Here is a 22936-nt window from a genome sequence, read left to right as displayed (position 1 = left end):
ATCGAACCGATCGAGACGACAATAGGTTCGCAATTGCGCACCTATTGTCTAAACTGGGGGTGTTCGATGCGTACCGCGGCTTCCGGAGGTCCCGAAGTGCTGGAGATCTTGCGGCACGACCGTTTCCGGCGGTTGTTCACCGCGCAGGTGGTGGCGCTGGTCGGGACCGGTCTGCTGACGGTCGCGCTGGGTTTGGCGGCCTACGATCTGGCCGGAACCGATGCCGGTGCGGTGCTGGGCACGGCGCTGGCGATCAAGATGGTCGCCTACGTCTTCGTGGCGCCGGTGATCTCGGCGCTGACCGATCGGGTGCCGCGGCGGGTGCTGCTGGTGTCGGCCGATGTGGTCCGGCTGGTCATCGCATTGTTGTTGCCGCTGGTCACGCACGTCTGGCAGATCTATGTCCTGATCTTCGTGCTGCAGGCGGCCTCGGCCACGTTCACCCCGGCCTTCCAGGCGGTCATCCCGTCGATCCTGCCCGACGAGGAGGACTACACCCGCGGGCTGTCGCTCTCGCGGCTGGCCTACGACCTGGAATCGCTGCTCAGTCCAGTCGTGGCGGCGGCATTGCTGACCGTGGTCGGCTACCACCTGCTGTTCGTCGGCACCGCGGCGGGTTTCGCGACCTCCGCGATCATGGTCGTGCGCACCACGCTGCCCCGGTCGGCGCCCGCCGACCGAGGCAATTCGCTGCCGGCCCGGATCACGTGGGGCGCACGCCTGATGGCAGCGAGTCCGGTGCTGCGGGGGCTGCTGGCGATGAACGTCGCCGTCGCCGCGGCGACCGCGCTGGTCGTCGTCAACACCGTGGTCTACGTGCGCGGCCTGCTGCACGGGCCGGCGCCCGCGGTCGCGGTGGCGCTGGGCTGCTTCGGTGGTGGTTCGATGATCGTCGCGCTGGCGATTCCGCGGCTGCTCACCGGCATTCCCGATCGCCGCCTCATGCTGATCGGCTGCGCGGTGCTGCCCGTCGGCCTCGCCGGCGCCGCGACGCTCGCCGCGCTCGAGCCCGGACCGCGGGCGGGCTGGATGCTGCTGGTGGTGGCGTGGTCGGCGATGGGCGCGGGTACCTCGCTGATCAACACCCCCTCGGCGCGGCTGTTGCGCGCCCAATCCGACAGCGGCACCCGCACCGCCGTGTTCACCGCACAGTTCTCGCTCTCGCACGCCTGTTTCCTGTTGACCTATCCGATCGCCGGCTGGCTGGGCGCCGCCGCCGGACAAGCCTGGGCGGCGGTGACTTTGACGGTGCTGGCCGGTGTCGCCGCCGTGGTTGCCGCGCGGATGTGGCCGGTCCACGTATCGTCGGGTGCGCAGATGGCCACAGCAGGAAGTCGGTGAACCAGCCCATGACCGGTGAGGAAACCCCCGCAGTCGACGCCCTGCCGCCCAGCCTGGTGCACCTCGTCGCACCCGACCCGGCCCGTCTCGAGGCCGCCACCTCCGTGTTCCGGATGCTCGCCGATCCGACCCGGCTGCACATCCTCTGGGCGCTCGCCGACGGCGAGGCCGACGTCACCGCCCTCACCGAGGCCTGCGGCGGCTCCCGCACCGCGGTCAGCCAGCACCTGGCGAAGCTGCGCTTCACCGGCATGGTCGAAACCCGCCGCGAAGGCCGCCGCATCATCTACCGCATCCGCGACGGCCACCTCGCCCGCCTCGTCCGGGAAGGTCTCAACCTCGCCGACCACATCGTCACCGGCGAACTGCCGCACGAATAGAGCGCGGTTCGAACGGGTCGTTTCCTCGCCCGCGCGGGCCCGCCGGATGTCGTGGCGGGCACCGACCGGTCACGGAGTGGGATCGATCCGGGGCCCGCGGTGAATACGTAGTCCCTCCGAAGGCAGTGGCGCCGAATCAGTTCTGGGCCGTCCCGATCGGCCCGGAAGGGTATGAGCCGTCATGTCCGCCGATGATCGAGATGCCCGCCCACCGGAGTCGAATGCGGAACTGTCCGCCGGCGACCGTGCCGAACTCGAGCGATTGCGTGCCTATGTCGCGGCGCATCCACCGCACGGAACTCGTCGGCACGCATGGCGCTGGACCGGAGTCGTGCTGCTGCTGATCCTGACCGCGGTGCTGATCATCGGATCGGTGACGACACGCTTCGTGCGCAGCCAGATCTTCGACACCGACCGCTATGTCACGACCGTCGCACCGCTGGCGACCGATCCGGCGATCCAGAAGGAATTGGCCGACAAGATCACCGACGCGATCGTCACCCGCGTCGACATCAAGGCGTACACGGCCGATGCGGTCAATGCGCTCACTCAGAACGTCGGCCAGTTGTCGGATCGTCCTCGTGCGGTCGCGGCGCTCGACAGTCTTCCCGCGCTGGTGGCCGACCAGGCCGAGAACTACATCCACCAGGCCGCGACGGCGGTGGTGACCAGCGATCAATTCGTCGAGGCATGGGATAACGCCAACCGCCGCGCGCACGACGCACTGGTCCACGTGGTCAAGGGGGAGACCAGACCAGGCATCGAGGTCAGCGACAACGGCACCGTGAGCATTTCGCTGAAGCCGATCCTGGCGACGGTGCGCGAACGTCTCGACGCCCGCGGAATCCGCTTTGCGGACAAGATTCCGGATGTCGACACGCAATTCGTCATTTTCCACGCCACCGAGCTGCCCAAGTATCAGAAGTGGATGCGCACCCTCGATCGGTCGGCGAACATCCTGCCGTGGGTGGCATTGGCCACCGCGGCGGGCGCGGTGTGGCTGGCTCCGCGCGGACGGCGGCTGCGGACCCTCGCGCTGGTCGGCGTCGCCGGCGCGGTCGCGATGGTGCTACTGGCGGTCGGGGTGGTGATCGCGCGCAGTATCTACCTCGATTCCGTTCCGCCCGATGCCTTGTCACCACCGGCCGCCACCGCACTGTTCGACACGGTGATCCACCCGCTGCGGGTGTCGCTGCGCGCGGTCGCGGTCGTGAGCCTGGTCGTGGCAGCGGTGGGATATCTGGCCGGGTCGTCCCACTCGGCGCAGTCGGTACGTTCCGGTTTCGGGCGGCTCATGGTCGCCGCCCGCGGCCGGCGTGGGCGCCCGCCCACCGTGGTCGAGGCGTTCGTCGCGCGCTATCGCACACCGCTGCGCCTGGCGGTGCTGGCCGGCGCTGTGCTCGTCCTGGTGCTGTGGCCCTATGCCACCGGTCTGGTCGTAGTGGGTATCGCGCTGGTCGCGGGCGCGCTGCTGCTGATCGTCGAAATACTCGCGCGGCCGGCGGCCCCGGCGGAAACCACTGTCGGCCCGCAGACCTCGTCGACGACCGGGTGACGCCGGGTCCGGCAATTCGGTCACGTTTCGAGGTCGATCGACCGGTGCACCGGTTCGTGATTATCCGCGACGTTTGCCGCGACGAATCGTTAGATGCCCGGTTGGCTCGCCGAATTCGTCCATCGAGGGATGTACCAGGTCGGTGAGCGAACCGGGACCATCGTCCGCCGCGGCGGCTGGTCAGGAGGCAGCGCAGCGCCGCATGTCACAACCCACCAGGACCGACGCATGTCGGTGCACGCCGGCGGATGTCCCGCCGGTGAGGTTCACGAAAAGGGGTGAGCCGTCGTGACGGCTACGCAACACGGAACACCGAATGGGCGATCCGACACCCGGTATGCGGTGGCGGCCGGTACTTCGCTGGCCGCGGCGGCCCTGTTGGCCGTCACCGGAGTGGTGTCCATCCTGCAGGGCGTTTCGGCCATCGCGAAGGACGACGTCTACGTCTCCGGGCCGGACTACATCTACAAGTTCGACATCAGCGGATGGGGATGGATCCACCTCATCCTCGGCATCCTGATGGTGGCGGCCGCCGCCGGTTTGTTCACCCGTTCGACCTGGGGACAGATGCTGGCGATCGCGCTACTGGGCTTGTCCATCATCGCCAATTTCCTGTGGTTGCCGCACTATCCGTGGTGGTCGATCCTGGTCATCGCCCTCGACATCGTGGTGATCTGGGCGATCGCCACGTGGGATCCGCGCCGGGTCTGACAGCTCGCGCCGACCGGACCGCGTCTCGGGGACACGGTCCGGTCGCCGTGCTGTCATCTGCAGCCACCGCATCGGCGCGTCGAATTCGCCGCTCCCGTATCGCCCGCGCAGGGCCTCGGCCGCGATCGCGGTAGCGGATTCGAGATCGAGGGACGAATGCCGTTCGATCTCGCCGCGCAGCGGGGTGCCCTGGCACAACGCCATCGCAGCGGTCTCGGCAGTCGACCGGCTCGCCCCGTCGATGTACTCGCCGGTGATCTGTTCGAAGCCGGCTTGCGCGAGTTCGCCGCGAATCCGGTCGATGTCGAAGTATCCGTGCGGTGTACGGCGGAAGAATTCGAGCGGTTCCTCGGGTGCCGCCGTACACAGCGCCTGGGTGACGACCAAAGCCACGGCATTGGTCTCGAGCCGGTCCCAGACGTTGAAGGCGAACACGCCGCCCGGGCGCAACACCCGCAGGGTCTCGGCGTATCCGGCGACCTTGTCGGGCAGGAACATGGCGCCGAACTGACAGGCCACCAGGTCGAACGAGCAGGCGGCGAACGGCAGGTGCCCGGCGTCGGCCACCTGCCATCGCACCCGATCCGACGTCGAGCGGTTCGCGGCGGTCGTCAGCATGGGTTCGTTCAGGTCGGTCGCCACGATGTCGCGGCCGTCCAGCCGTGCCAGCGCTCTGGTCAGCACCCCGGTCCCCGCCGCGGTTTCGAGAATGTCGACCGCGTCCGTCGCGGCCACCGCCTGCGCGAGCAGCCGAGCGGGCTCGGCGAAGATCATCGGAACCAGCAGCGTGTCGTAGATCTGCGGGATCGATCCGGTGAACGACGTGTCCCCGCCTCCGGCCGGTGGGTTCGGCCTCGGATCACCACTCACGGCACGGATGCTACGCGCGCCCTCTCGCTGCCGGGCGAGATCTCCGCAGCGCCGGTATGTTTCGGCCGCGGCGATCAGATAGCGAGTGCGGTGGGCGTCTGCTCGAAGATCTGCGGCTCGCCGCCCGCGGGAAGCGCTGCGAGCATCCCGCGCCGACGGCGGTGGTCTTCGCGCATCGGCCGGACAGACGATCGCGGCCGGGCCACCACATGAGCTGCGCGCGCCAGTCGATCAGCCGGGCAGCCGCCACGGCGGATTGCGCCTGTTGCCGGCGGCGTGGAACAGGCACAGCCGGTGCCCGTCGGGGTCACGCAACCGGGCTTCGCGCCACAGCCAGGGCATATCGGCGGGGGATCGATCGAATGCGATGCCGGCGTCGGACAGGCGCCGATATTCGCCGTCGAGGTCGTCGGTCTCGAAATACAGGGTGATTTCCTCGCCGGTCGATACGGCGTCGACGCGGTCGACCGACAAGGTGCTCTCACCGGCGGGACATTCGAACCGCAGATAGTGATCGTTCTCGACGATCAGGCGCAGGCCGAGCAGCCGGTAGAAACGCTCGGAGCGGTCGAGGTCCGTGCTGCCGACGGTGACCTGGTTCAAACGCATACCGTCCAGTGTCGTCGTCGCGGTGCCGGATCGGCTAGGTTCGGTCTCGAGGTGCCTCGTGGCTATGCCTCGTCGAGCTGGAGGACCATGCTGCGGATCGTCGCATAGCGGCTGAGATGTTCCCGCACATCGTCGGCGCACTGCCGCCCGAGCTCGGACTCGAACGCCGCGACGAGGGTGGCCATGTCATCCCAATCCAGCATTCCCACGATGTAGTACGGCTCGCCGACTACGGGCTTCGCGTCGCGGCTGACGGTGTAGCGACGCAGGCCCGGCAGCTTGTTGGCGAGCGGGATATGTACATCCCAGTAGTGGTGTTCGAATGCCTCGATGTCGGAGGGGGTTTCGTACATGACCAGGAATCGGGCCGCAGGCTTGGGCGGCGTCGGTGCGCTCATCGGTCGGTCTCCTCGGGTGCTTGTGGTCCGGCCGCGTTGTTCGACCGGTTCCATAGTTCCGACGAACGACACCCCGCCAGATCGACAGCTGGGCGCCGAATTGTGAAACCGGTTTCCACAGAGTGCGGGCGGTTCCAGCCTCGCCCCCTTGCGCATCGATCAGGTCCGCTCGCCCCATGGCTCACTTCGCGACAGAACCTAGCCCTGGAGTGGAAGAGCCGGTGAGGCGGTGGTCGACGCGTTCGAGCCGGGCGGTTCCTCTCCGTCACGGAAGAGCCGGACTTCATCATCGGTGGCCTGCTCGCCGCGTGCCGTGCCAGGCGTGGGGGAGGGACGACCGGCTGCTCGAAACGGTCTGTCATGCAGACATTTCCGGCGGGGCGTGGAACCTGCCCTGACCGGATGGACAGCAGATGTTAATTCCAGAATCTCCCGGGTATGACGAAATACGCAGTCCGCAAATGTTACCGAAAGGAGGAACCCGATGATTATCGGTGATTTGTCTCAGGTCGTGAACATGGTCGTGGACTGGTTCGATCAGATGCGTAGCGTGATCGGCATCTGACTCCGGTCCCTCATCCACCCGCCGAACCGCACGGTATGCGGTTGGGCGGGTGGTTCTTCGGCTGAAAAGCTGGTCGGCACAGCGTGTTTCGATTGCGGTGACGTTTTCCTGACGGGTCCAGCGCTTTCGTTTCTCACAGCGGGGGCGGGATCCCTCACAGATGCCCGACGGCGAAGTCCGCCGCCTCGCCCGCCTTGGCGGTGTAGCTGGTCCGGTGCACTTTCCAACTCGTGCCCTTCGGATCGCAGACCGGGTCGTTCGCGGTGCAGGTGTCGTAGGTGCGGCCCGCGTAAGGGCCGGTCACGCTGTGACCGATGCCGCGAATGGGGTTGCCGAACAACAGAATCGCGGCGATCTTCGGCGCCACCGACGCGGGCAGGGTGGCAACGATCGGCCCGCCGACCTTCGCACCCACACTGCTGATGCCGATCGAATTGTCGACCACGTTCGCGCCTTGCGAATATCCGACCAGGACGAAGCGCTGGTTCGGGCACGCCTTCGCCGCGTCGGTCACATGTGTCACCAAGTCGCGGTTGCCCTGCTGCACCGACCACGGCTCGACCAGGCTTGCCGGGTACTGAACGCGATAGGCGCTGTGCGAGATCGACAAGCGCTGTGCGAGTGCGTGATACACCGGGTCGCCGACGACTGCGCCGAGACCGGGGCCGGCGCCCAGCGGCTCGCCGGTGCCGCGAGCGACGACGACGTCGACATCGGCACACGTCGTCTGCGCCGCTGCGGGCGCGGCCGCCGAAATGCCGGCCACTGCCAGCGTGGCGGCGACCGACGCCACTGCTGACGCCGCAGCCATCCCGCGGACATGGCGCGCCCCTTCCCTGTCGAACAGTGCCATCTGTGCGTCTCCTCTGCCGGTCGACCCGATACCCGAGCGGTACCGATGCTGATCGGACGCTAGAACCGCAACCAGGCTCAGGAGAGCCGAGGCGCCGGACTCCAGTATTTTCACCAAGCCCCTCCGGCATCGCTGGTGGGGTGCACAGGGCCTCCGACCCGCCCGGTTCGATACCCGACAACACCCCAGCAGAGGAGGGGGTCGAGGTTGGACGGCCTCAACAGGCGTCCACGGAGGCCACGACCCCGTCCCGAGCGAATCGAGCCGCCCTGGCACTCAGCGGCAGGCCGCCCAGCCCGGCCGAGAGAAGAACCAGGGCGACGAACCGGTCGCCCATGACAGACCCCGCGACCCTCGTGCAACGAACTCCACAACTGCCACACCGCGACTTCGAAAGGGCCGCAAGTTCGTTCGGCTCCTCGTCGTGCCGACCCGTCGGCGACAGCGGTCTCGCCGTCGCCGCACTCGCGGCCGACGCCCGCCCCGGCAACCGTCGGTCAGGCGAGCCGCACCACGCGGTCCCGCTCCATCCTTCCCCTCTGCCGGGATCGCCCGCATGCAGCCGATTTGGTCCAACAAGGGGGTAGTGAGGTAATCTCTTCGAGCACCCGCAAGCGGGAGCCACGGGCTGTGGCGCAGCTTGGTAGCGCACTTGACTGGGGGTCAAGTGGTCGCAGGTTCAAATCCTGTCAGCCCGACCGAGAAAATCCCCTCCGACCAGCATCGGAGGGGATTTTCGTGAGTGGGGATATGTCCGGAATTCGAGCCGATCTCACAGAAATCTCACGTTTTCGGACCTGCACCGCGGGCCCACTGCTCGAGGACCTCCCGATTGTCGGGCGCGGTCTCGGGGACGTCGATGTAGTGGGCCTTGGCCACCGCTTCGGTGTTGCCGAGCTGTCGCGCGGCCCGTTCGGGATCACCGTAGGCGTTGTCGATGACTGTCGCGACCACGCGGCGGAAGGTCCGTGGCGTCACCCACGCGTAGTTGTCCCCGCGCGAGGCCCGCCACACTCGCCCGAAGTTGTTCGGATTGCGCAGCGAGCCGTTGCGGGCGGGAAACAGCACACCGTGCGGGTTGGGCTGGCCGGTCACCTCGAGGTCCTTCATCGCCTCACGGCACGCTTGCACCGCATGCTCCGGCAGCAACATCCTGCGCCAGCCGTGCTCCGACTTGGGGAAAGGCTGGCGGACCCACCCTCCCGTACCCGCTCCTTTCACTTCGATCAGTGTTCCGGTGACGTCGAGGTATGGGATGGGCGCATCGAGATCGATGTCGTCGAGGCGGACCGCGAAAACCTCGTGCGGACGCAGGCCGGTGCCGCAGATCAGGTCCACCACCCACACCACCGACCAGTCGCGCGGCGGACCGCAGGTGTATGCGGGGGTGCCGGGAATCTCCTCGCCGCGGGCCCATGCCCGCACCTGTTCCCGGAAGGCGGGTAACGCGTCGGGGTCGGCGACCTTTCCGCGGGCGCGCGTGCCGCGCCGTGTGAACGCGCTCACGCCGTCGACCGGGTTGGTGTCGATGGCGCCGTGACGCACTGCGATCTGCATCATCGCACGGAGAATGATCTTGTGCTGCTTGGCTTTGCGCCGCTTGCCCAATCCGACCAGGTGCTTGAGATGGCGATCCAGCTCGCCGGTCGTGGCCTGCCATACCTGCAGATTTCCCACGGAATTCTCGATCTTGATCGTCTTCGGGTCTGCGCGTTTGTCGGTCGACACATAGATTTCGCGCCGATAGTCCTCCACGTTGCCCTCGGTGTAGGCCTCGTCGGCCTCGAGGTCCGAAAGGAGTTCGGCGGCAAGCTCGATCAGCTTGGTACTGCGAGTGATGCGCCGGTATCCCAGCTGCTCTCGATAGTCGCGCATCGCCTCCGCGAGCCGGTTGCTCGCGTCGTCGGAGCTGCGCCCGATCCGCTCGATCTGAGTCGGGCCGCTGGCGCCGTAGAAGCGAACCGTCGTGCGCCACCGACCGTTCTTCTGCTTCTTCGGTTTCGTCGGAACACCGAAAGTGCCCACCGGTCTCGGTAACCGGCCTCCCATATCGCCTCCCTTGAACATTGAGTGGTCCCAACCCCGCGCCGACGAGACCGTGGACGCTCGTCCCGCCGGCCCGAACGCCCGCGCGAGTCGTCCAGAGCGCTACCGGTCCATGGCGTGGCGTCGCTGCCGAATTCACCAGCCGAAGCCTGGCCATCGCACCGCCGCCCTACAAGGGGTGAATAGTCGCTGGGAATTAGCCAACGGTCCGTCGTGTGGGCACGACGAGAAAGATGCCGTTGCTTCCGGTTGGGCGGTGCATGCAAGGTGCCGCGTCGCTTCTTGCCGACCAGCAACAGCCGCAACGTATTTCATCGAAATGAATCGGATGGATGCACAGGCAAATTGAGATCGGGATTCAGCCAGGAGACGCACTGCGCGTACTAGTCCAACGGTCGGCGCTGGCCGCCGCCGTCGTCGACCTTGCTCTGCTCCCAGGCCAGCAGATCCGACAGGCGATACCGCCTGTAGCGGCCCATGCGCGCAAAGCGTGGGCCACGTTGAGCGGCCGCCCAGCTGGCTAATGTCTTCTTCGGTATCTTCAGTCGCTCGGCCACCTCATCGGTGCTGAGCCACACTTCCTCATCTTCCATGGCCGCCTCTGCGGAAATCGCCCAGCCGGAACGCCTTTGCGGCAAGCAAAGACAGGAAAGAGGGGAGGATGACGATCGTTGGCAGAAAAGGGAGTAAGTGCTCGTGGCGCCGGCACCGGTCCCGATGAGGATTCATGAAGCTGCCGGTGGACGGCGGCCCCTCACCGCGAGGTCGGTGGCTGACAACTTTCGGGATCGAACTGCGGCACATGCGGAAACGTGCGTGATTCTCGGCGCAGCCGTCCCAACGGAGATGTCGGCGTCGCAACATGGTGAGGCCTCGATTCTGTTCGTATCGAGTCCCTCGCGTTGCGCCAGACGAAGTACAGGCTTCCAGCTCTGCAGTCAGAAGGGAAGTGGTATTCCGAATCGAGAACTACTTCTTGGCCGGATCTCAGGTGTTGGCGGCGTTCGCCGACCGGCATAGCCGAAATTCGGGAACGAGGCGTGGCTCACGAGAAACCCTGAAAAAGCGCCTTGTCGCTGGGATGCATCGCAGCCACGCTCCCGGTCTCGCCCCATGGGCCCGACTGAGCCGGCCACCGGCGCAGCGCCCGACCAGCGGTGTTCCACTCGGGTGATGGGCTGGGCTGGGCCGAGTAGGTCTAACTTGCCTGGTTGTATGCCTCGACGATGTCGGCCTGGATCCGCCCGCGGCTGGAAACGTTGTAGCCGTTGTTCTTTGCCCACTCACGGATCGCGCCGGTTTGCTGCTTGTCGGCTGCGGTACGCGTCGTGGGCTTGGCCTTGGCGCGGGAATACCGGCCGACCTTGCGAGCCGCAGCAGTCCACTCCTCCAACGCGCCACGCAATTTGCGGGCGTTCTTGTTCGACAGATCGATCTCGTACTCGACACCATCGATGCTGAACGAGACCGTCTCTTCAGCTTTCGACTTGCCGTCGAAGTCGTCGATCAGTTCGACGACGACCTTCTTCGCCACGTAGCCCTCCTGCGTAGTTGATCGAAACGTGTTGCCAAAGTGTCGGACAGATAAGCTTAGGCAGAGCCACCGCACGCTGAGTGGCCAGTCTGCGTGCCCGGACCCTCACACGCGAGAGGTCGCTGGTTCGAAACCAGCTGGGACCACTTCGTTTATGCAGGTCAGCAGTCGTTCTGTGTACTCCGATCACGCTTCGTGCAACATGCGTGCGATAGTCAAGTCGTCCGATTGTGCTCCTACCGCGGTGTCGCGGCTTACGCGGGCGCGTTGCCGCATCGGTGACGGAAACGTAACAAACTTGGGGCGCCGGAGAGGATGGTGGGCGAGGTGTCGGAATACCTTGGTGCCCGTCTCCCTGCTTCTCGTTTAGAACCTCCGTCGGCGCCTTAGGGGAGTGATCGAGCGCCTCGCTGTCCCTCTCCCAAGAGTCGGTTGGAGCGGACGGTACCGGGCCGGTTCCCTGTTCATGACACCGTCGACAATGTCACCTTGCTCTTGGGGTTCCAAGGCGTTATTGCCCGCGGGAGGTCCGCCTCGGCGGCCGGCACGGCAGCCGGATGCGCGGTTGAAGGCGTCGGCCACCGGCCCAAGTTCATTTGTCCCGGACTCGAGTTCCCGGTTCCCGGGGATGCTCGACTCGGTCACTAAAGGCTCTTCTGGCCATATACTGGGGGAGCCAGCGCGACGGGGCTCCGCGGAAAAATCGACGTGTCGGAACGGCGCCGATGGCCGAGAAGGATTCTGTGATAACGGGGAGCGATCCTCCCGCGGTGATGATCGCCGAACTGCGAGCGGTCGGCTTCGAGGATGCACAGGTGATCGGCCGGGGCGGATTCGGTGTCGTATACCGGTGTAGGGAAAAGGCTTTGGGCCGCATCGTCGCGGTTAAGGTGCTCACGTCCGTATCCGACTACGGCGGTGAGAATCTCGCCCGGTTCCTGCGTGAACAGCGGGCCATGGGTGGGCTTCCCGAACACCCCAACATCGTTCAGATCCTGCAGGTGGGAACGACTGGACATGGGCACCCCTTCCTGGTCGTTCCCTATTACGCCAGGGGTTCACTGGAGCAGCGGATCCGGCAGTCGGGTCCGTTGTCGGTGGCGCAGTCGCTGCGCGTTGCGGTCAAGCTCGCGGGTGCGCTGGAGACGGTGCATCGTGCGGGGATCTTGCATCGAGATATCAAGCCGGGCAATGTTCTTCTCACCGACTATGGCGAACCGCAGCTGACCGATTTCGGCATCGCGCGCATGGAGGGTGGCTTCGCGACCACGACGGGTGTGGTGACCGGCTCCCCGGCCTTCACCGCACCCGAGGTGTTGCGCGACGGCACGCCCTCAGTCGTCTCAGATGTGTACGGTCTGGGCGCGACCCTGTTCTGCATGCTCACCGGGCACGCGGCCTATCAGCGGCACTCCGGGGAGCGGCTGGTTGCCCAATTCCTACGCATCGCCGAGGAACCGGTTCCTGATCTGCGTCCCACCGGAATGCCCGGCGACATCTGCGAATTGATCGAAGCGAGCATGTCCGCCGACTCCGCGACCCGGCCCGAGTCGGCGCTCGCATTCGGCAACCGGGTGCGTCAACTGCAACGCAATCACGACCTGCCTGTCGACGAGATGGCGATACCGCAGCTCGGACCAGCCATCACGCTGGAAGGTGCCGCCGATACCGGCAGGGCGACAGTCTCGGCTCCGTTCGCCCGAACCGGAACTTCGGTCACGCCCCCGACCGCGGAGACCAGGTTCTACCCCGCGCGCTCACCGCGCCGGCTGGTCGCTCGCCCGCGGCTGCTGGAGGTTCTCGACGCCGATCCGTGGCCTCGGCTGATCGTGGTGCACGCACCGGCCGGATTCGGTAAATCGACCTTGGCCGCGCAGTGGGGGCAGCGCCTGATCGAGCGCGAGGTGGCGGCCTGCTGGCTCAATATCGACGATGACGACAACAACCCGGCATGGTTCCTCCTGCATCTGATCGAGGCCGTCCGCCACGCACGCCCGGCACTGGCCGCCGATCTCGACCGCATCGTCGAAGAACACGGTGCCGGCGTGGCGCGTTATGTGCTGACAACGCTGATCAATCGAATTCATGCCGGCGGTGAGCGTCTGGTCGTGTTCATCGAGGACTGGCATCTGGTGACCGACGCCGACACCACGGCGGCGCTGCGGCTGCTGCTCGACAACGGCTGTCATCACCTGCAGCTGCTGGTCACCAGCCGCGAGATGATCGGACTGCCGCTGTCCGCGTTGCGGGTTCGCGACGAATTGATCGAGATAGATTCCACGGCATTGCGTTTCGACGATGCTGAGGCCGCTGAATTCCTCTCCCGCGTCAACGGCCTGACATTGGGCGATCGCGATGTAGGCCGGTTATGTTCCGGGACCGACGGCTGGATCGCGGGCCTCCAGCTGGCGTCGATATCGCTGCGCGGGAAGCGGGACCCGGCGGCCGCGATCTCGGCGATCTCGGGGCGGCATCAGGCCATCGGCGAATATCTCACCGATAACGTTCTCGATGCGCTCGCGCCCGAATTGCTGACCTCCCTCCTGGAAACTGCTGTCACCGAGCGGATTTGCGGACCGCTGGCCTCGGCGCTCACCGGGCGGCCCGACGGGCAGGCGATGCTTGAGGATATCGAGCGCCGGGATTTGTTTCTGCGCCGCATCGATGAGGGCGGTCGGTGGTTCCGTTACCACCATCTGTTTTCCGATTTCCTGCAGCAGCGGCTGGAACGCGATCGGCCCGAACGTATCCCGGAACTGCATTCTCGGGCCGCGCACTGGTTTGCCGACAACAACATGCTCAGCGAGGCCGTCGATCACGCACTGGCCGCCGGTGAGCCGAAGCTGGCGGTGCGATTGGTGTCCGAACACGCGCGAGATGCCATCCAGCATTCCCAGCTGACCACCCTGACCGCACTCGCCGACAAACTCCCGCCTACGCAGGCAAACGCCGATACCGATCTGCAACTGGCGCTCGCGTGGGCAGCCGTGCTCCTGCGCCGGCCGCACCGGATGCATATTGCCGTCGAGCTGGCGATCGCCGGCGCTTCGGCGAACGATGAGATGCCACAGCGAGATTCGAACCTCGTCGTGGAGGCGAATCTTGTGCGGTGCGTCGCGAGCGCCCTCTCCGACCACCTCGAAGGAGTCGACGCCATCGTCGCGCAGTGCTGTGCACGCACCGATACCCTGGACCCGTTCGTGCTGTGCGCGGCCGCCGACTTGGGCGCCTTCGCCGCCCTGCACCGATTCGACTACGACCGGGTCCACGAATGGCATCGGTGGGGCAGGACCTACTTCCAGCACGTCGCCGGCGCGCTGAGCGTGATGTACAACCACTGCTTCGCCGGGATGGCGGCCCGCGAACAGCTCGACACCGCTACCGCCGAGGACCATTTCCGCACTGCCCTGCAGGTGGCGCGCACCACCGCCGGGGAGAATTCGCTGACGGTGCGGCTGGCGTCGGCGATCCTGGGCGACTTCCACTACGAACAGGGCGACTTCGACGAGGCGGAGCGACTGCTCGAGGCGAGCATCGAAGTCGGATTCGAGGGTGGGACAGTCGATTTCCTGCTGTCCGCCTATGGAACCTCCGCCCGGATCGCGGCCGCGCGCGGCGATCGGACGAAGGCCCGCGAGCGGCTCGCCGAGGGCGCGGAAGTCGCCGAAACTCACGGCCTGCCGCGGTTGGCGGCCCGCATCACCTTGGAGCACGCCCGGCTGGGTGCCGCGGTACTGCCTGCCGAGATCCCTGGTGCACCGGGTGACGACGGCATCGCGATCGTGACCCGGGAACTGCTGGAGGAGGCCGCAATTCGCACGTTACTGCTCGGTGATCAGGCTGGCGCGACCGCGCGAGCGGCCGCACTGCGCCAATCGATCGACGGCGAGGCTCGCCCCCGTGCTGCCCTGTATTCCGCTGTGCTGTACGCGCATTGCCTGCTGGCGACCGGCCAACGCGACGCCGCCGAACCGTTGCTGGCAGGGGCACTGCGCCGCTGCGCGCAAGCGAACATCGTGGCACCGTTGTTCGACGAAGGCCCCGACGTGCTGTCCGAAATCCGCCGTCTGACTGTCGAATTCACCAGAGACCGACACGCGCCTAACAGTTTCTCGCTCCCGCGCGCATTTCTCGACCGCCTCGCCCGGCCGCTGTAGGACTGCCCCGCACAGCTGATCGGCAACCATTCGACGGCATGTCAGGTGGGGCGCAGCTGGGTGAACGTTGTGGCCAGCGCTAGCAATCGGTCGGTCAACTCGAGTGCGTCAGGTTCGTCGGTTCCGGCGGTCAGCCATTTGATCGATCACCGCCATGACGCCGCCGAGGAAGAATGTGCTGATGACCGCTGGGTTATGCGGTCGAATGCCTTCCAGCACCGACTCGGTGGCGTGGCGGTGCAGCGTCTCGGAGGGGCGAATCGCGGCAGTTCTCAGCGTGAACGCGCAGGATCCGGTGACCAGCGCTCGGTAGAAGCGGTGACGAGCGGCCAGATGCTGGGCGGCGGCCAGTGTCCGTACCCGTAGGGTCTACTCGCTCAGGTCTGGAAACAGGGAAACACCTCGCGCTCGGCCATGTCCATCGCCGCGGCCGGGAGGGCCGAATCGCGGTCGCCGAACTGTAGATAGACCACCTGCCGGCTCACTCCGGCGGCGTCGGCGAGTTCGGTGACCGTCACCGAGGTGGTGCCTCGCTCGGATACCAATCGCACCGCGGCATCCAGCAGCGCCGCGCGGGTGCGCTGCACCCGCGGATCAGTGGTGTTGTGGCAAGAATAGAATCCGACCGGTTGGGTCGTGTGGTTAAGTCGGGTCCGCCGGTATGTATCTCATGAATGAGAATGCAGTTCTCGTGCAGGTGTGGCCGCTACCGGACCGCGGCCGGCCGATACTACGGGCGGCGGTGGCTGAGTCGGGCTGCCCACGGGGTAGCCGTTGTCGCTGCCGCTGCGGCGGTCACGACTGCCGGGGGTGTCGCACACGCGGACCAGACCCCTGTCGCCTCGGCCGGTTGCGGCGCTTCGGTCTCCGGACCGGGGCGCTCGACCCAGCAGTTCGCCGCAGCCGGGAGATCGGGGAGCTTCATCCAGGACGTCCCGCCCGAGTCCGGCCGGCCCCTGCCGGTGGTGATCGACCTGCACGGGTATATCGATCCGGCCACGATCGCGCACGACACCAGTGGGTTCGGTCCCTTCGGCGCCGACCACGGGTTTATCACGATCACCCCGCAGCTGGACGAACCCGGTTTGCCGCGTTGGAATTTCGCACAGAACAGTGCCGATGTCGACTATCTGTCGGCGCTGCTGGCCCACGTGCAGTCCACGATGTGCACGGACGTGCGGCGGATGTACGTGACGGGGATGTCGATGGGCGCGTTCACCGCCTCGTCGCTGGTCGAAGCGGTCATCGTCGGTGTGCCCGACGAGAAGTGGGGTGAGCAGATCGGGGCGGTGCTGCGCGCCGAGGATCCGGACAATCCGCCGGACGTGGCGGATTTGAAGCTCTGGTGCCGCGAACGAATCGCCGCGCACAAGACGCCGGCGCTGTGGTACTTCACCACCGAACTTCCGATGACGCCCTCGGGCAAGATTCAGAAGTTCCGTGTCCAGGACGATATCGCCTCGCAGCGCCTGGTCCCGGCGTCGTCGTTGACGCCGGTCACAGACTGACGGCCGCCTCAGACGAAATCGGCCACGAGGCGGTTGAACTCGTCGGCGCGTTCGATCTGAGTCCAGTGACCGCATCGGGAGAACATGTGCAGATCGGCGTCGGGCAGTAGGTGCACCATGTTCCACGAGACATCGACGGGGACGACGCGATCCTCGCGGCCGTGGATCAGCAGGGTGGGAACGGTGATGGCGCGAACCTGCTCCGCGGTGATACCGAGTTGACTTCCGGCGTGGTCGGGGTGGAAGAACATCGTGCGGTAGGCCTCGTGTGCGCCTGGGGCGGCGCTGGCTTCGTATCGGATCCGGACGAGCTCGTCGGTGATCATCGACTTGTCGACCGCGAAGTAGTCGCGCAGCAGGTCCCGCATCGCCTGATGTGACGGTTCGTAGCCGCGCAGTGCCTCGAGCCCTTCGGTCATCGTCATGCCGACGCCCGGTGAGCCCATCAGGACGAGGCGGTCCAGGCGGCTCTGGTCGTCCTCGGCCATCTGCATCGCGATGCGGCCGCCGAGCGAATTCCCGACCACCGAGGTCTTCTCGATGCCGAGCGCGTCCAGGAATTTCCACGCGTGGTCGGTCCAGGTTCGCAGCGAGTAGCGCAAATCCGCGGGGCGTTCGGTCAGGCCGAAGCCGACCAGATCGAGCGCGACGGCTCGCGACGAGCGGGCCAGGGCTGGCAGGGCGTGGTGCCAATTCGCCCACGCGGACACCCCCGGGCCCGAACCATGCAGCAGCAGAACGGTTTTCCCGTCGCCGGCGTCGTGATAGTGCGTCGATACTCCGTCGACGTCGATGAATTGGCCGGTTTCGAGTGTCGTTGTCGCGGTCATCAGTTCGTTGTCTCCTTCATCGGTGAACGGCCCTCGAGGCCACTGAGCAGCATCAGATCCCGGAGGTCGTCGGGGTGGGCGGCCGCGTCGCGGTAGTACGCCAGTTCTGTCTCCAGCTCCCGGCGGTCGCTGACCTGTGAGATGAGGTGCTGGCGCGCGGCGCTCATGGGTGCGGCGTGGTCGTCGAAGACGCGCTTGCGGTCGCGCGCGTACTCGTCGAGAACGATGTCCCCGGCCTGTCCGGTGATCACCGCGCTCAGTGCGTCGATCAGGTGGAAGGCGTCGAAGAATGCGGTGGTCGGGCTGTGACCGGTCATGCGGTTGGTGACGTGGGCGGCCTCGCCTGCGAGCAGAACGCGACCGCGCCGGTAGGTCGGCGCGGTGCGCTGATGCATGCGCGCGCAACGGTTTTCGAAGATGCGGGCGGGGGCATCGCCCAGGATGTTGCAGAGGGCATCCGAAAGCCGGTCGGCGACACCGGCTTCCGGCAGCGTCGATGGTTCGGCGAAGGTATAGCGCCAGCAGTTGTCGTCGGCGCGCTGCACGACCGCGCCGTAGCGGGCGTCCACCTGGACAGTGGTGGCGGCATATCCCTGCCTTGCGAAGTCCGCCTCGACCAGTGCCGTGACGCAGCGCTCCGGCCAGGTGTATCCGGGAAATCCCAGCCCCAGTCCGCGGCGGACCGCGCTGCGCGTGCCGTCGGATCCCACCACCCAGTCGGCGCGCAACCGGTGCGCGCCCGTCGCATCATCGAAGGCCAGCTCTACACCGTCGCCGTGCTGAATGATTTCCGACAGCCGGACATCGCGCAGCACCCTGGCGCTGGGCTGGTCGGCCAGATGCCATGCCAGAATCCGGCACAGCGCGGCCTGCTCTATGTGCAGGGTGAACGGAAAAGGTGTGACGGGCGCCAAGGCGCCGAGGTCGAAGTCGAGCCGCTCGCCGGTGCGCAACACCCGCAGGCACCAGCGTGCGGATGTGAATCCCGTTCGCAGGGCATCGTCGAGGACTCCGAGCCGGTCGAGGCCCGGCAGGACCGACCAGTCGTGGGCGCAGTGGGCTGCCGCGATGTCGTCGCACCCGGTGTCGGCGACCAGCACGTCGACGCCCGCGCGCGCCAATCCCAACGCGGTGGTCGATCCGGAGAGATCCGCTCCTGCAACCACCACCTGCACGTCATTCATCCGGACACCCACAGGCGTCGAATACCGTTGTGCAAGTGGTGATTTCGGTCGGCGCCCGCAGGAATGCGGAACCGTTCGCGGCGTGGATGGCGTGCACGGTCGGCGCCTCGATCGCTGCCATGGTCTGCGCGGAGCGCAGGAAGTCGGCTGCCCCCTCGAGCTGGCCGGGAATGAACGGGTAGTCGGTACCGAGCATGACGTGATCGGACCCGAACCGCTCGACCAGCAGGCTCAGGTGCGCGGAATCGAAGACCAGCGAATCGACCCAGAGCGAGCGGACCAGCTCCTGAACCCGGCCCTCATCCGCGTCGAGCCAGATCTTCGCACCCAGACGAAGGCGGGGATATGCCCACGGAAATGTTCCGCATCCGTGCGCCAGCGCCACCCGCAGGTTCGGGAAGCGTTCGAGTACACCACCGAATATCAGGGCCGTCGCGGCGACGGCCGTATCGGTGAGCATTCCGAGCCCGAAGTCGTATGGTTGCCCGCCACGGTGGATCACCCCACCACCGCCGTCGGTCGGATGCACGAATACGGCGGCACCCAGCGACTCGGCGGCCTCGAAGAAGGGCACGAGGCCGGGGGAGTCCAGGTCTTGGCCGGCGATCCGGGTGCCGATCTCGACGCCGGTCAGGCCGAGATCGACAATCACACGCTCGAGTTCCTCGACGGCCGCGGCCGTATGCGGTAGCGGCACGGTGCCCAGCCCGGCGAGCCGCCCTCCGGATCGGGCGACGGCGGCGGCGATCGAGTCGTTCGTGGCCCGCGCGCAGGCTGCACCGACGGTTTCGTCGGCCCAGTAGGCCAGCATCACCGGTACCGGCGAGATGAGCTGCACCCCGATCTTCGCGGCGTCCAGTTCACAGATGCGTTCGTCGATATCCCACAACACCGAGCGAACCTTTCGAAACAGCTTGTCTCCCAGCATGATCGAGCCACCGCCGGGGCCGTTCCGGTGCAGCGTCGGCCAGCGCGGATCGCACAGACCGGGCAGGCGTTCGGTCATGTCGAGACCGAAATAATGGGCGTGGGTATCCACGCCGGCGGTCGAAGTCGTGTGCTTGGTGGTCAGGTCCACGTCATATCCGAATCCTGGGGCGGGAGGCTGTCCTGGCGGTTCGGAAACTAATGGGATGCGCGCTCGGCGGGTATGGCCGGTTCCGGCCCCCGGAACCGGCCGATCGGCCGGGGGTGACGGCAGTCACGATAGGGAGTACACAGGAAATCGAATCGCCTCACCCGAGGCTCGAGGTACACAATGACGTCTGCCGATACACCACCGCGCGAATCCGGTGCGGGCGATCCGCCCTCGATTCTGTCGAAGGCGTTCGACCTGCTGCGCGCATTCAACCCGTACGTCCGGGTCATGACGCTGAGCGAACTGGCCCGCGCCTCCGGGTTGCCGAAGTCGACGGTTCATCGCTTGCTGGCGCGACTCGTCGAACTGGGCGTCGTGGAACACCATCGCGGCGGGTACAAGATCGGCTTGGACATGTTGCAGCTGTGCGCGTCCACGCCGGCCGGCTATATGCGCGATCGGGCCATGCCGTATCTGACGAAGCTGCATCGCTGGTGCGGGCACACCGTGCACATGGCGGTGCTGCGGCAGTACGACGTGGTCTATCTGGAAAAGCTGTCGGTCTCGGAGTCGCCGACGTCGATCACCTCGGTCGGCGCGCGGCTGCCGGCGCATTGCAGCGCGCTGGGGAAAGCGCTGCTGGCGCATGAAAATCTCGACGATCTGCGCGACTTTCTGCCGCGCCCACTGCCGGCGTTGACACCGAAGTCGATCACTGGGGTCGACGTGCTGATCCAGGAACTGCGGCAGGTGCGTGCCGACGGTGTGGCCCGGGAGCGTGAGGAAGCACAGCTGGGTTTGGCGTGTCTGGCCGCGCCGATCTGTATGAACGGGTTCGCCGTGGGCGCGATTTCGGTCGGCTATCCCGCCGAGTTCGCGCCACCGACCAGCCTGGCGGGTGCGATACGCGCGACCGCCGCGCAGATCGGCAGCGATGTCGACGCGGGGCTGGGGCACGGGCGGGAGCGCTGGTTCCCCCGGGAGATCTGAGTCGAACGCGATCCCACCGCGGGAACCAGCAGGCCCGCTTCAGCGGAAGACGGCGAAGGCCTTGTTGGAGTTGAAGATCTCGGTGACGACCAGATCCGACCAGTCCAGCCGCATATCCAGTTCGCAGACGGCGCCGAGCAGGCAGTACCAGTTGAGCATCTCGTGCTGGCCCGATTCGATGATCTGCCTGCTGGTGCGCGCGTTCCAGAGGTCGTAATCGCCTGCGCACATGCCCCGATAGAGCTCCTGGTCGGACTCCGTATCCGGGCGCAGATGCCAGCCCTTGTCGTGCAGGAACGCATGCGACCAACTCGATGAGGCGACCAGTGCGATCCGCTGGTCGCTCTGCCGCGCGAAACGCCCGACGGCGCGGCCGAATTCGAAGCAGCGAGCCGGTGTCGGCCCTGGCGGGTCGAGGTTCTCTCCGACGTTGATATCGGCGAAGCGCGCGATCCCGCCCTTGCGGGCGATGACATGTTCGCCGTAGCAATTCACCGCCATCGGCACGATCGGATAGGGGAATTGCACGCCGACCTTGTCGTAGTCGAGAAACAGCTGCGTGTTGCCGAATGCGTGCGGAAAGTGGATGCCGGTCCGCGGCTGATACGAATAGGCGACGTCGACACCGCTGCTGAGTACCGCGCTCGCCGCGGCCTTGGCGAATTCCGGCGCGCCGCGCATGACGAAAGACGTGTCGGACGGCAGCCCCCAGACATTGGGCACGCGCAGCATGTCGAGAACCCCGAAGGGATGCACCACCGTATCCGGATAGGCGAGCACACAGAAGGAGGGAATCACTTCTTCGCGGAAGTTCTCGTACTGGTCGTCGCCCCAGACGATGAGGACGTCCGGATCGAAATCATCGATCGCGGCCCGACACCGTTCGAGGTCGGCGAGCAGATGGCGTCGATGGCCGGCGGCGGCCGCGGTGCCTCCGTCCTCGCCCCATTCCCGGCGCGCGAGTTCGGACCAGGACGCGCGATCTTTCACCTCCGGCGGGATGTCCGGATCTTTCAGGGCACTTTTGAGCAGATCGGCCATATGCTCGTCCGTGCCCGCCAGCAGCGGATAGTGGGTCAGGCCCACACCTATTACTTCTGCCACTACCTCACCTCGGTTGTTTCGTCCGCCGGGACGCGGTCGCGGCGGTCTGCTCGTACTCATCGCTGTGTTGTCTGCCGGTGATCGCCCGGCGGAACCCGCCCAGCAGCCGGGGGTTGTCCACGACAAGCGCCCCGACAAGGACGCCGTCGGTATCGGCGTATCCGGCGACCAGATCGCCGGATATCAGGTCGCCGCGCAGGATCCGGGCAGTGCCCAGGGCGGGACGCCCGATGATCTGGATGCGGTTGCCATACTGGTCGGACCAGACGTAGGGCAGGGTGGCGCGAGGCAGCGGTTCGCCGAGGATCGCCGCGGCCACGATCGAGGCGTGGTCGTTGGCGTTGGTCCAGTGCTCGATGCGCAGCGCCTCGCCATAGAAGGGGTGCTGGCGGCGAGCGATATCACCGACCGCGTAGATGTCGGGAAAGCCTGGCACACAGAGGGATTCGTCGCAGCAGATCCCGTCCTCGACCGGCAGTCCGGACGTCGTGAGCCAGTCGGTGGCCGGCCGCGCACCGATGCCCACCACGACGAAGTCGGCCGCGAGTTCGGTCCCATCGGTGAGCCGCACCGCCTGCACCCGAGGTGAGCCGATGAATTCGGCGAACCCGGTTCCGAACCGGAGATCGACGCCGTGGGACGCGTGGAGCTGGGCCATGGCGCGCCCGATGTCGGGCCCGAATTGCTGTGCGTGCGGTGTCGACTGCGCTTCCACAAGGGTTACCTCCACCCCGTGGGCTCGCGCCGCGGAGGCGACCTCGGCGCCGATGAAACCGGCACCGATGATCACGCCCCGCCTGCCGGGCACCAATTCCCGGCGCAGGGCGACCGCGTCGTCGGCGGTCCGCAGGGTATGGACATTGTCACGTGATTCGGCGCCGGGCAGACTCCGCGGCCGCACGCCGGTGGCGATGATCAAGGTGTCGTAACCGATCTCCGCGCCCGCTGCGGTCGCCACCGTCCGGCGCACGGGGTCCAGGCCGGTCGCGCGCACGCCCAGCCGCAGTTCGACATCGAGAGTGTCGATATCGGCCGGTGTCAGCAGCGGTGGCGGCACGACATCCGCGGATCCATCGAGCATCTCCTTCGAGAGCGGCGGTTTGTCGTAGGGAAGATGTCGTTCCTCGCCGATGACCGTGATCGCGCCGCGATACCCACGGGCGCGCAATGCTTGCACGGTTCGTACTCCGGCGACCGATGCGCCGACTACCACGATTCGCATG

19 protein-coding genes, 1 tRNA gene and 1 pseudogene are annotated in these 22936 nt (G+C 66.5%); 8 read left to right on the top strand and 13 right to left on the bottom strand.

Annotated features, from left to right (window positions below):
- Positions 1–66: 66 nt before the first annotated feature.
- From NMI01S_RS27790 to NMI01S_RS34410, 4 genes are all read left to right on the top strand, one after another.
- Positions 67–1341 carry an MFS transporter gene (locus tag NMI01S_RS27790; protein ID WP_245717059.1) on the top strand — a complete coding sequence of 425 codons (1275 nt, stop codon included), beginning with the start codon at positions 67–69 and terminating at the stop codon, positions 1339–1341.
- Positions 1342–1349: 8 nt separating this feature from the next.
- Complete coding sequence (locus tag NMI01S_RS27785) at positions 1350–1721, top strand: ArsR/SmtB family transcription factor (RefSeq protein ID WP_063001666.1); 372 nt, start codon at positions 1350–1352, stop codon at positions 1719–1721.
- Positions 1722–1902: 181 nt separating this feature from the next.
- The gene (locus tag NMI01S_RS27780) at positions 1903–3276 is read left to right on the top strand and encodes a hypothetical protein (protein ID WP_063001665.1); all 1374 of its coding nucleotides are present in this window, start codon (positions 1903–1905) and stop codon (positions 3274–3276) included.
- Between the two features lie 288 nt (positions 3277–3564).
- Positions 3565–3987: a DUF7144 family membrane protein gene (locus tag NMI01S_RS34410; protein ID WP_084513339.1), complete on the top strand. Its 423-nt coding sequence runs from the start codon at positions 3565–3567 to the stop codon at positions 3985–3987.
- Positions 3988–4410: 423 nt separating this feature from the next.
- Here NMI01S_RS34410 and NMI01S_RS36080 read toward each other — a convergent pair.
- The 4 genes and pseudogenes from NMI01S_RS36080 to NMI01S_RS27760 form a co-directional block, all read right to left on the bottom strand.
- Positions 4411–4761: pseudogene (locus NMI01S_RS36080) on the bottom strand (class I SAM-dependent methyltransferase); the annotation flags it as partial.
- A gap of 327 nt (positions 4762–5088) precedes the next feature.
- Entirely contained in the window at positions 5089–5466 is a 378-nt protein-coding gene (locus NMI01S_RS27770; RefSeq protein WP_063001664.1) for a VOC family protein, read from the bottom strand.
- A 62-nt stretch (positions 5467–5528) separates the two neighbouring features.
- Positions 5529–5864: an EthD family reductase gene (locus tag NMI01S_RS27765; protein ID WP_063920891.1), complete on the bottom strand. Its 336-nt coding sequence runs from the start codon at positions 5862–5864 to the stop codon at positions 5529–5531.
- A gap of 719 nt (positions 5865–6583) precedes the next feature.
- Positions 6584–7282: a cutinase family protein gene (locus tag NMI01S_RS27760; protein WP_245717058.1), complete on the bottom strand. Its 699-nt coding sequence runs from the start codon at positions 7280–7282 to the stop codon at positions 6584–6586.
- Positions 7283–7906: 624 nt separating this feature from the next.
- Here NMI01S_RS27760 and NMI01S_RS27755 point away from each other — a divergent pair.
- A tRNA-Pro gene (locus NMI01S_RS27755) sits at positions 7907–7980 on the top strand.
- 85 nt (positions 7981–8065) lie between these two features.
- Here NMI01S_RS27755 and NMI01S_RS27750 read toward each other — a convergent pair.
- The 3 genes from NMI01S_RS27750 to NMI01S_RS27740 all read right to left on the bottom strand — a co-directional run bounded on the left by NMI01S_RS27750 (position 8066) and on the right by NMI01S_RS27740 (position 10862).
- On the bottom strand, positions 8066–9307 hold the full coding sequence (locus NMI01S_RS27750; protein ID WP_063001661.1) for a site-specific integrase: 1242 nt from the start codon (positions 9305–9307) through the stop codon (positions 8066–8068).
- Positions 9308–9711: 404 nt separating this feature from the next.
- Positions 9712–9921, bottom strand: coding sequence for a helix-turn-helix domain-containing protein (locus NMI01S_RS27745; RefSeq protein WP_063001660.1), 210 nt, complete (start codon positions 9919–9921; stop codon positions 9712–9714).
- Between the two features lie 605 nt (positions 9922–10526).
- Positions 10527–10862, bottom strand: coding sequence for a histone-like nucleoid-structuring protein Lsr2 (locus NMI01S_RS27740; RefSeq protein WP_063001659.1), 336 nt, complete (start codon positions 10860–10862; stop codon positions 10527–10529).
- A 773-nt stretch (positions 10863–11635) separates the two neighbouring features.
- Here NMI01S_RS27740 and NMI01S_RS27735 point away from each other — a divergent pair.
- Positions 11636–15019 (top strand): serine/threonine-protein kinase, encoded by a 3384-nt coding sequence (locus NMI01S_RS27735; RefSeq protein WP_245717060.1) that lies wholly within the window; start codon positions 11636–11638, stop codon positions 15017–15019.
- Positions 15020–15396: 377 nt separating this feature from the next.
- Here the strand turns inward: NMI01S_RS27735 and NMI01S_RS34405 are convergent, their stop codons facing one another.
- Positions 15397–15606: a TetR family transcriptional regulator gene (locus NMI01S_RS34405; protein ID WP_063001657.1), complete on the bottom strand. Its 210-nt coding sequence runs from the start codon at positions 15604–15606 to the stop codon at positions 15397–15399.
- 378 nt (positions 15607–15984) lie between these two features.
- Here NMI01S_RS34405 and NMI01S_RS36075 point away from each other — a divergent pair, with 378 nt between their 5' ends.
- Entirely contained in the window at positions 15985–16527 is a 543-nt protein-coding gene (locus tag NMI01S_RS36075) for an AMP-binding enzyme (protein ID WP_245717057.1), read from the top strand.
- An 8-nt stretch (positions 16528–16535) separates the two neighbouring features.
- On the opposite strand, the gene NMI01S_RS27720 is transcribed toward NMI01S_RS36075, so the two are convergent.
- The 3 genes from NMI01S_RS27720 to NMI01S_RS27710 are packed head-to-tail and all read right to left on the bottom strand — an operon-like array spanning position 16536 to position 19619.
- Complete coding sequence (locus NMI01S_RS27720; RefSeq protein WP_063001655.1) at positions 16536–17357, bottom strand: alpha/beta fold hydrolase; 822 nt, start codon at positions 17355–17357, stop codon at positions 16536–16538.
- Positions 17357–18541 carry an FAD-dependent oxidoreductase gene (locus tag NMI01S_RS27715; RefSeq protein WP_063920890.1) on the bottom strand — a complete coding sequence of 395 codons (1185 nt, stop codon included), beginning with the start codon at positions 18539–18541 and terminating at the stop codon, positions 17357–17359. The genes NMI01S_RS27720 and NMI01S_RS27715 overlap by 1 nt, the downstream gene beginning before the upstream one ends.
- Positions 18534–19619 (bottom strand): amidohydrolase family protein, encoded by a 1086-nt coding sequence (locus NMI01S_RS27710; protein WP_063001653.1) that lies wholly within the window; start codon positions 19617–19619, stop codon positions 18534–18536. Before NMI01S_RS27710 ends, NMI01S_RS27715 begins: the two co-directional genes overlap by 8 nt.
- A 180-nt stretch (positions 19620–19799) precedes the next feature.
- Between NMI01S_RS27710 and NMI01S_RS27705 the strand changes: the two genes are divergently transcribed.
- The gene (locus NMI01S_RS27705; RefSeq protein WP_063001652.1) at positions 19800–20609 is read left to right on the top strand and encodes an IclR family transcriptional regulator; all 810 of its coding nucleotides are present in this window, start codon (positions 19800–19802) and stop codon (positions 20607–20609) included.
- Positions 20610–20648: 39 nt separating this feature from the next.
- Here NMI01S_RS27705 and NMI01S_RS27700 read toward each other — a convergent pair whose 3' ends face one another.
- Positions 20649–21713 carry a DODA-type extradiol aromatic ring-opening family dioxygenase gene (locus NMI01S_RS27700; RefSeq protein ID WP_063001651.1) on the bottom strand — a complete coding sequence of 355 codons (1065 nt, stop codon included), beginning with the start codon at positions 21711–21713 and terminating at the stop codon, positions 20649–20651.
- Positions 21714–21717: 4 nt separating this feature from the next.
- Positions 21718–22935, bottom strand: coding sequence for an NAD(P)/FAD-dependent oxidoreductase (locus NMI01S_RS27695; protein WP_063001650.1), 1218 nt, complete (start codon positions 22933–22935; stop codon positions 21718–21720).
- Between the last annotated feature and the right edge of the window lies 1 nt (position 22936).

This window comes from Nocardia mikamii NBRC 108933 (assembly GCF_001613505.1).
Taxonomy (GTDB): Bacteria; Actinomycetota; Actinomycetes; order Mycobacteriales; family Mycobacteriaceae; genus Nocardia; species Nocardia mikamii.
This window is presented reverse-complemented; position numbering and strand designations above follow the sequence as displayed.

Bases quoted from the DNA above. Each gene is read 5' to 3' on its own strand.
- NMI01S_RS27790 (WP_245717059.1), top strand. From the start codon at position 67: ATGCGTACCGCGGCTTCCGGAGGTCCCGAAGTGCTGGAGATCTTGCGG.
- NMI01S_RS27785 (WP_063001666.1), top strand. From the start codon at position 1,350: ATGACCGGTGAGGAAACCCCCGCAGTCGACGCCCTGCCGCCCAGCCTG.
- NMI01S_RS27780 (WP_063001665.1), top strand. From the start codon at position 1,903: ATGTCCGCCGATGATCGAGATGCCCGCCCACCGGAGTCGAATGCGGAA.
- NMI01S_RS27770 (WP_063001664.1), bottom strand. From the start codon at position 5,466: ATGCGTTTGAACCAGGTCACCGTCGGCAGCACGGACCTCGACCGCTCC.
- NMI01S_RS27765 (WP_063920891.1), bottom strand. From the start codon at position 5,864: ATGAGCGCACCGACGCCGCCCAAGCCTGCGGCCCGATTCCTGGTCATG.
- NMI01S_RS27760 (WP_245717058.1), bottom strand. From the start codon at position 7,282: ATGGCACTGTTCGACAGGGAAGGGGCGCGCCATGTCCGCGGGATGGCT.
- NMI01S_RS27745 (WP_063001660.1), bottom strand. From the start codon at position 9,921: ATGGAAGATGAGGAAGTGTGGCTCAGCACCGATGAGGTGGCCGAGCGA.
- NMI01S_RS27735 (WP_245717060.1), top strand. From the start codon at position 11,636: ATGATCGCCGAACTGCGAGCGGTCGGCTTCGAGGATGCACAGGTGATC.
- NMI01S_RS27720 (WP_063001655.1), bottom strand. From the start codon at position 17,357: ATGACCGCGACAACGACACTCGAAACCGGCCAATTCATCGACGTCGAC.
- NMI01S_RS27715 (WP_063920890.1), bottom strand. From the start codon at position 18,541: ATGAATGACGTGCAGGTGGTGGTTGCAGGAGCGGATCTCTCCGGATCG.
- NMI01S_RS27705 (WP_063001652.1), top strand. From the start codon at position 19,800: ATGACGTCTGCCGATACACCACCGCGCGAATCCGGTGCGGGCGATCCG.
- NMI01S_RS27695 (WP_063001650.1), bottom strand. From the start codon at position 22,935: ATGCGAATCGTGGTAGTCGGCGCATCGGTCGCCGGAGTACGAACCGTG.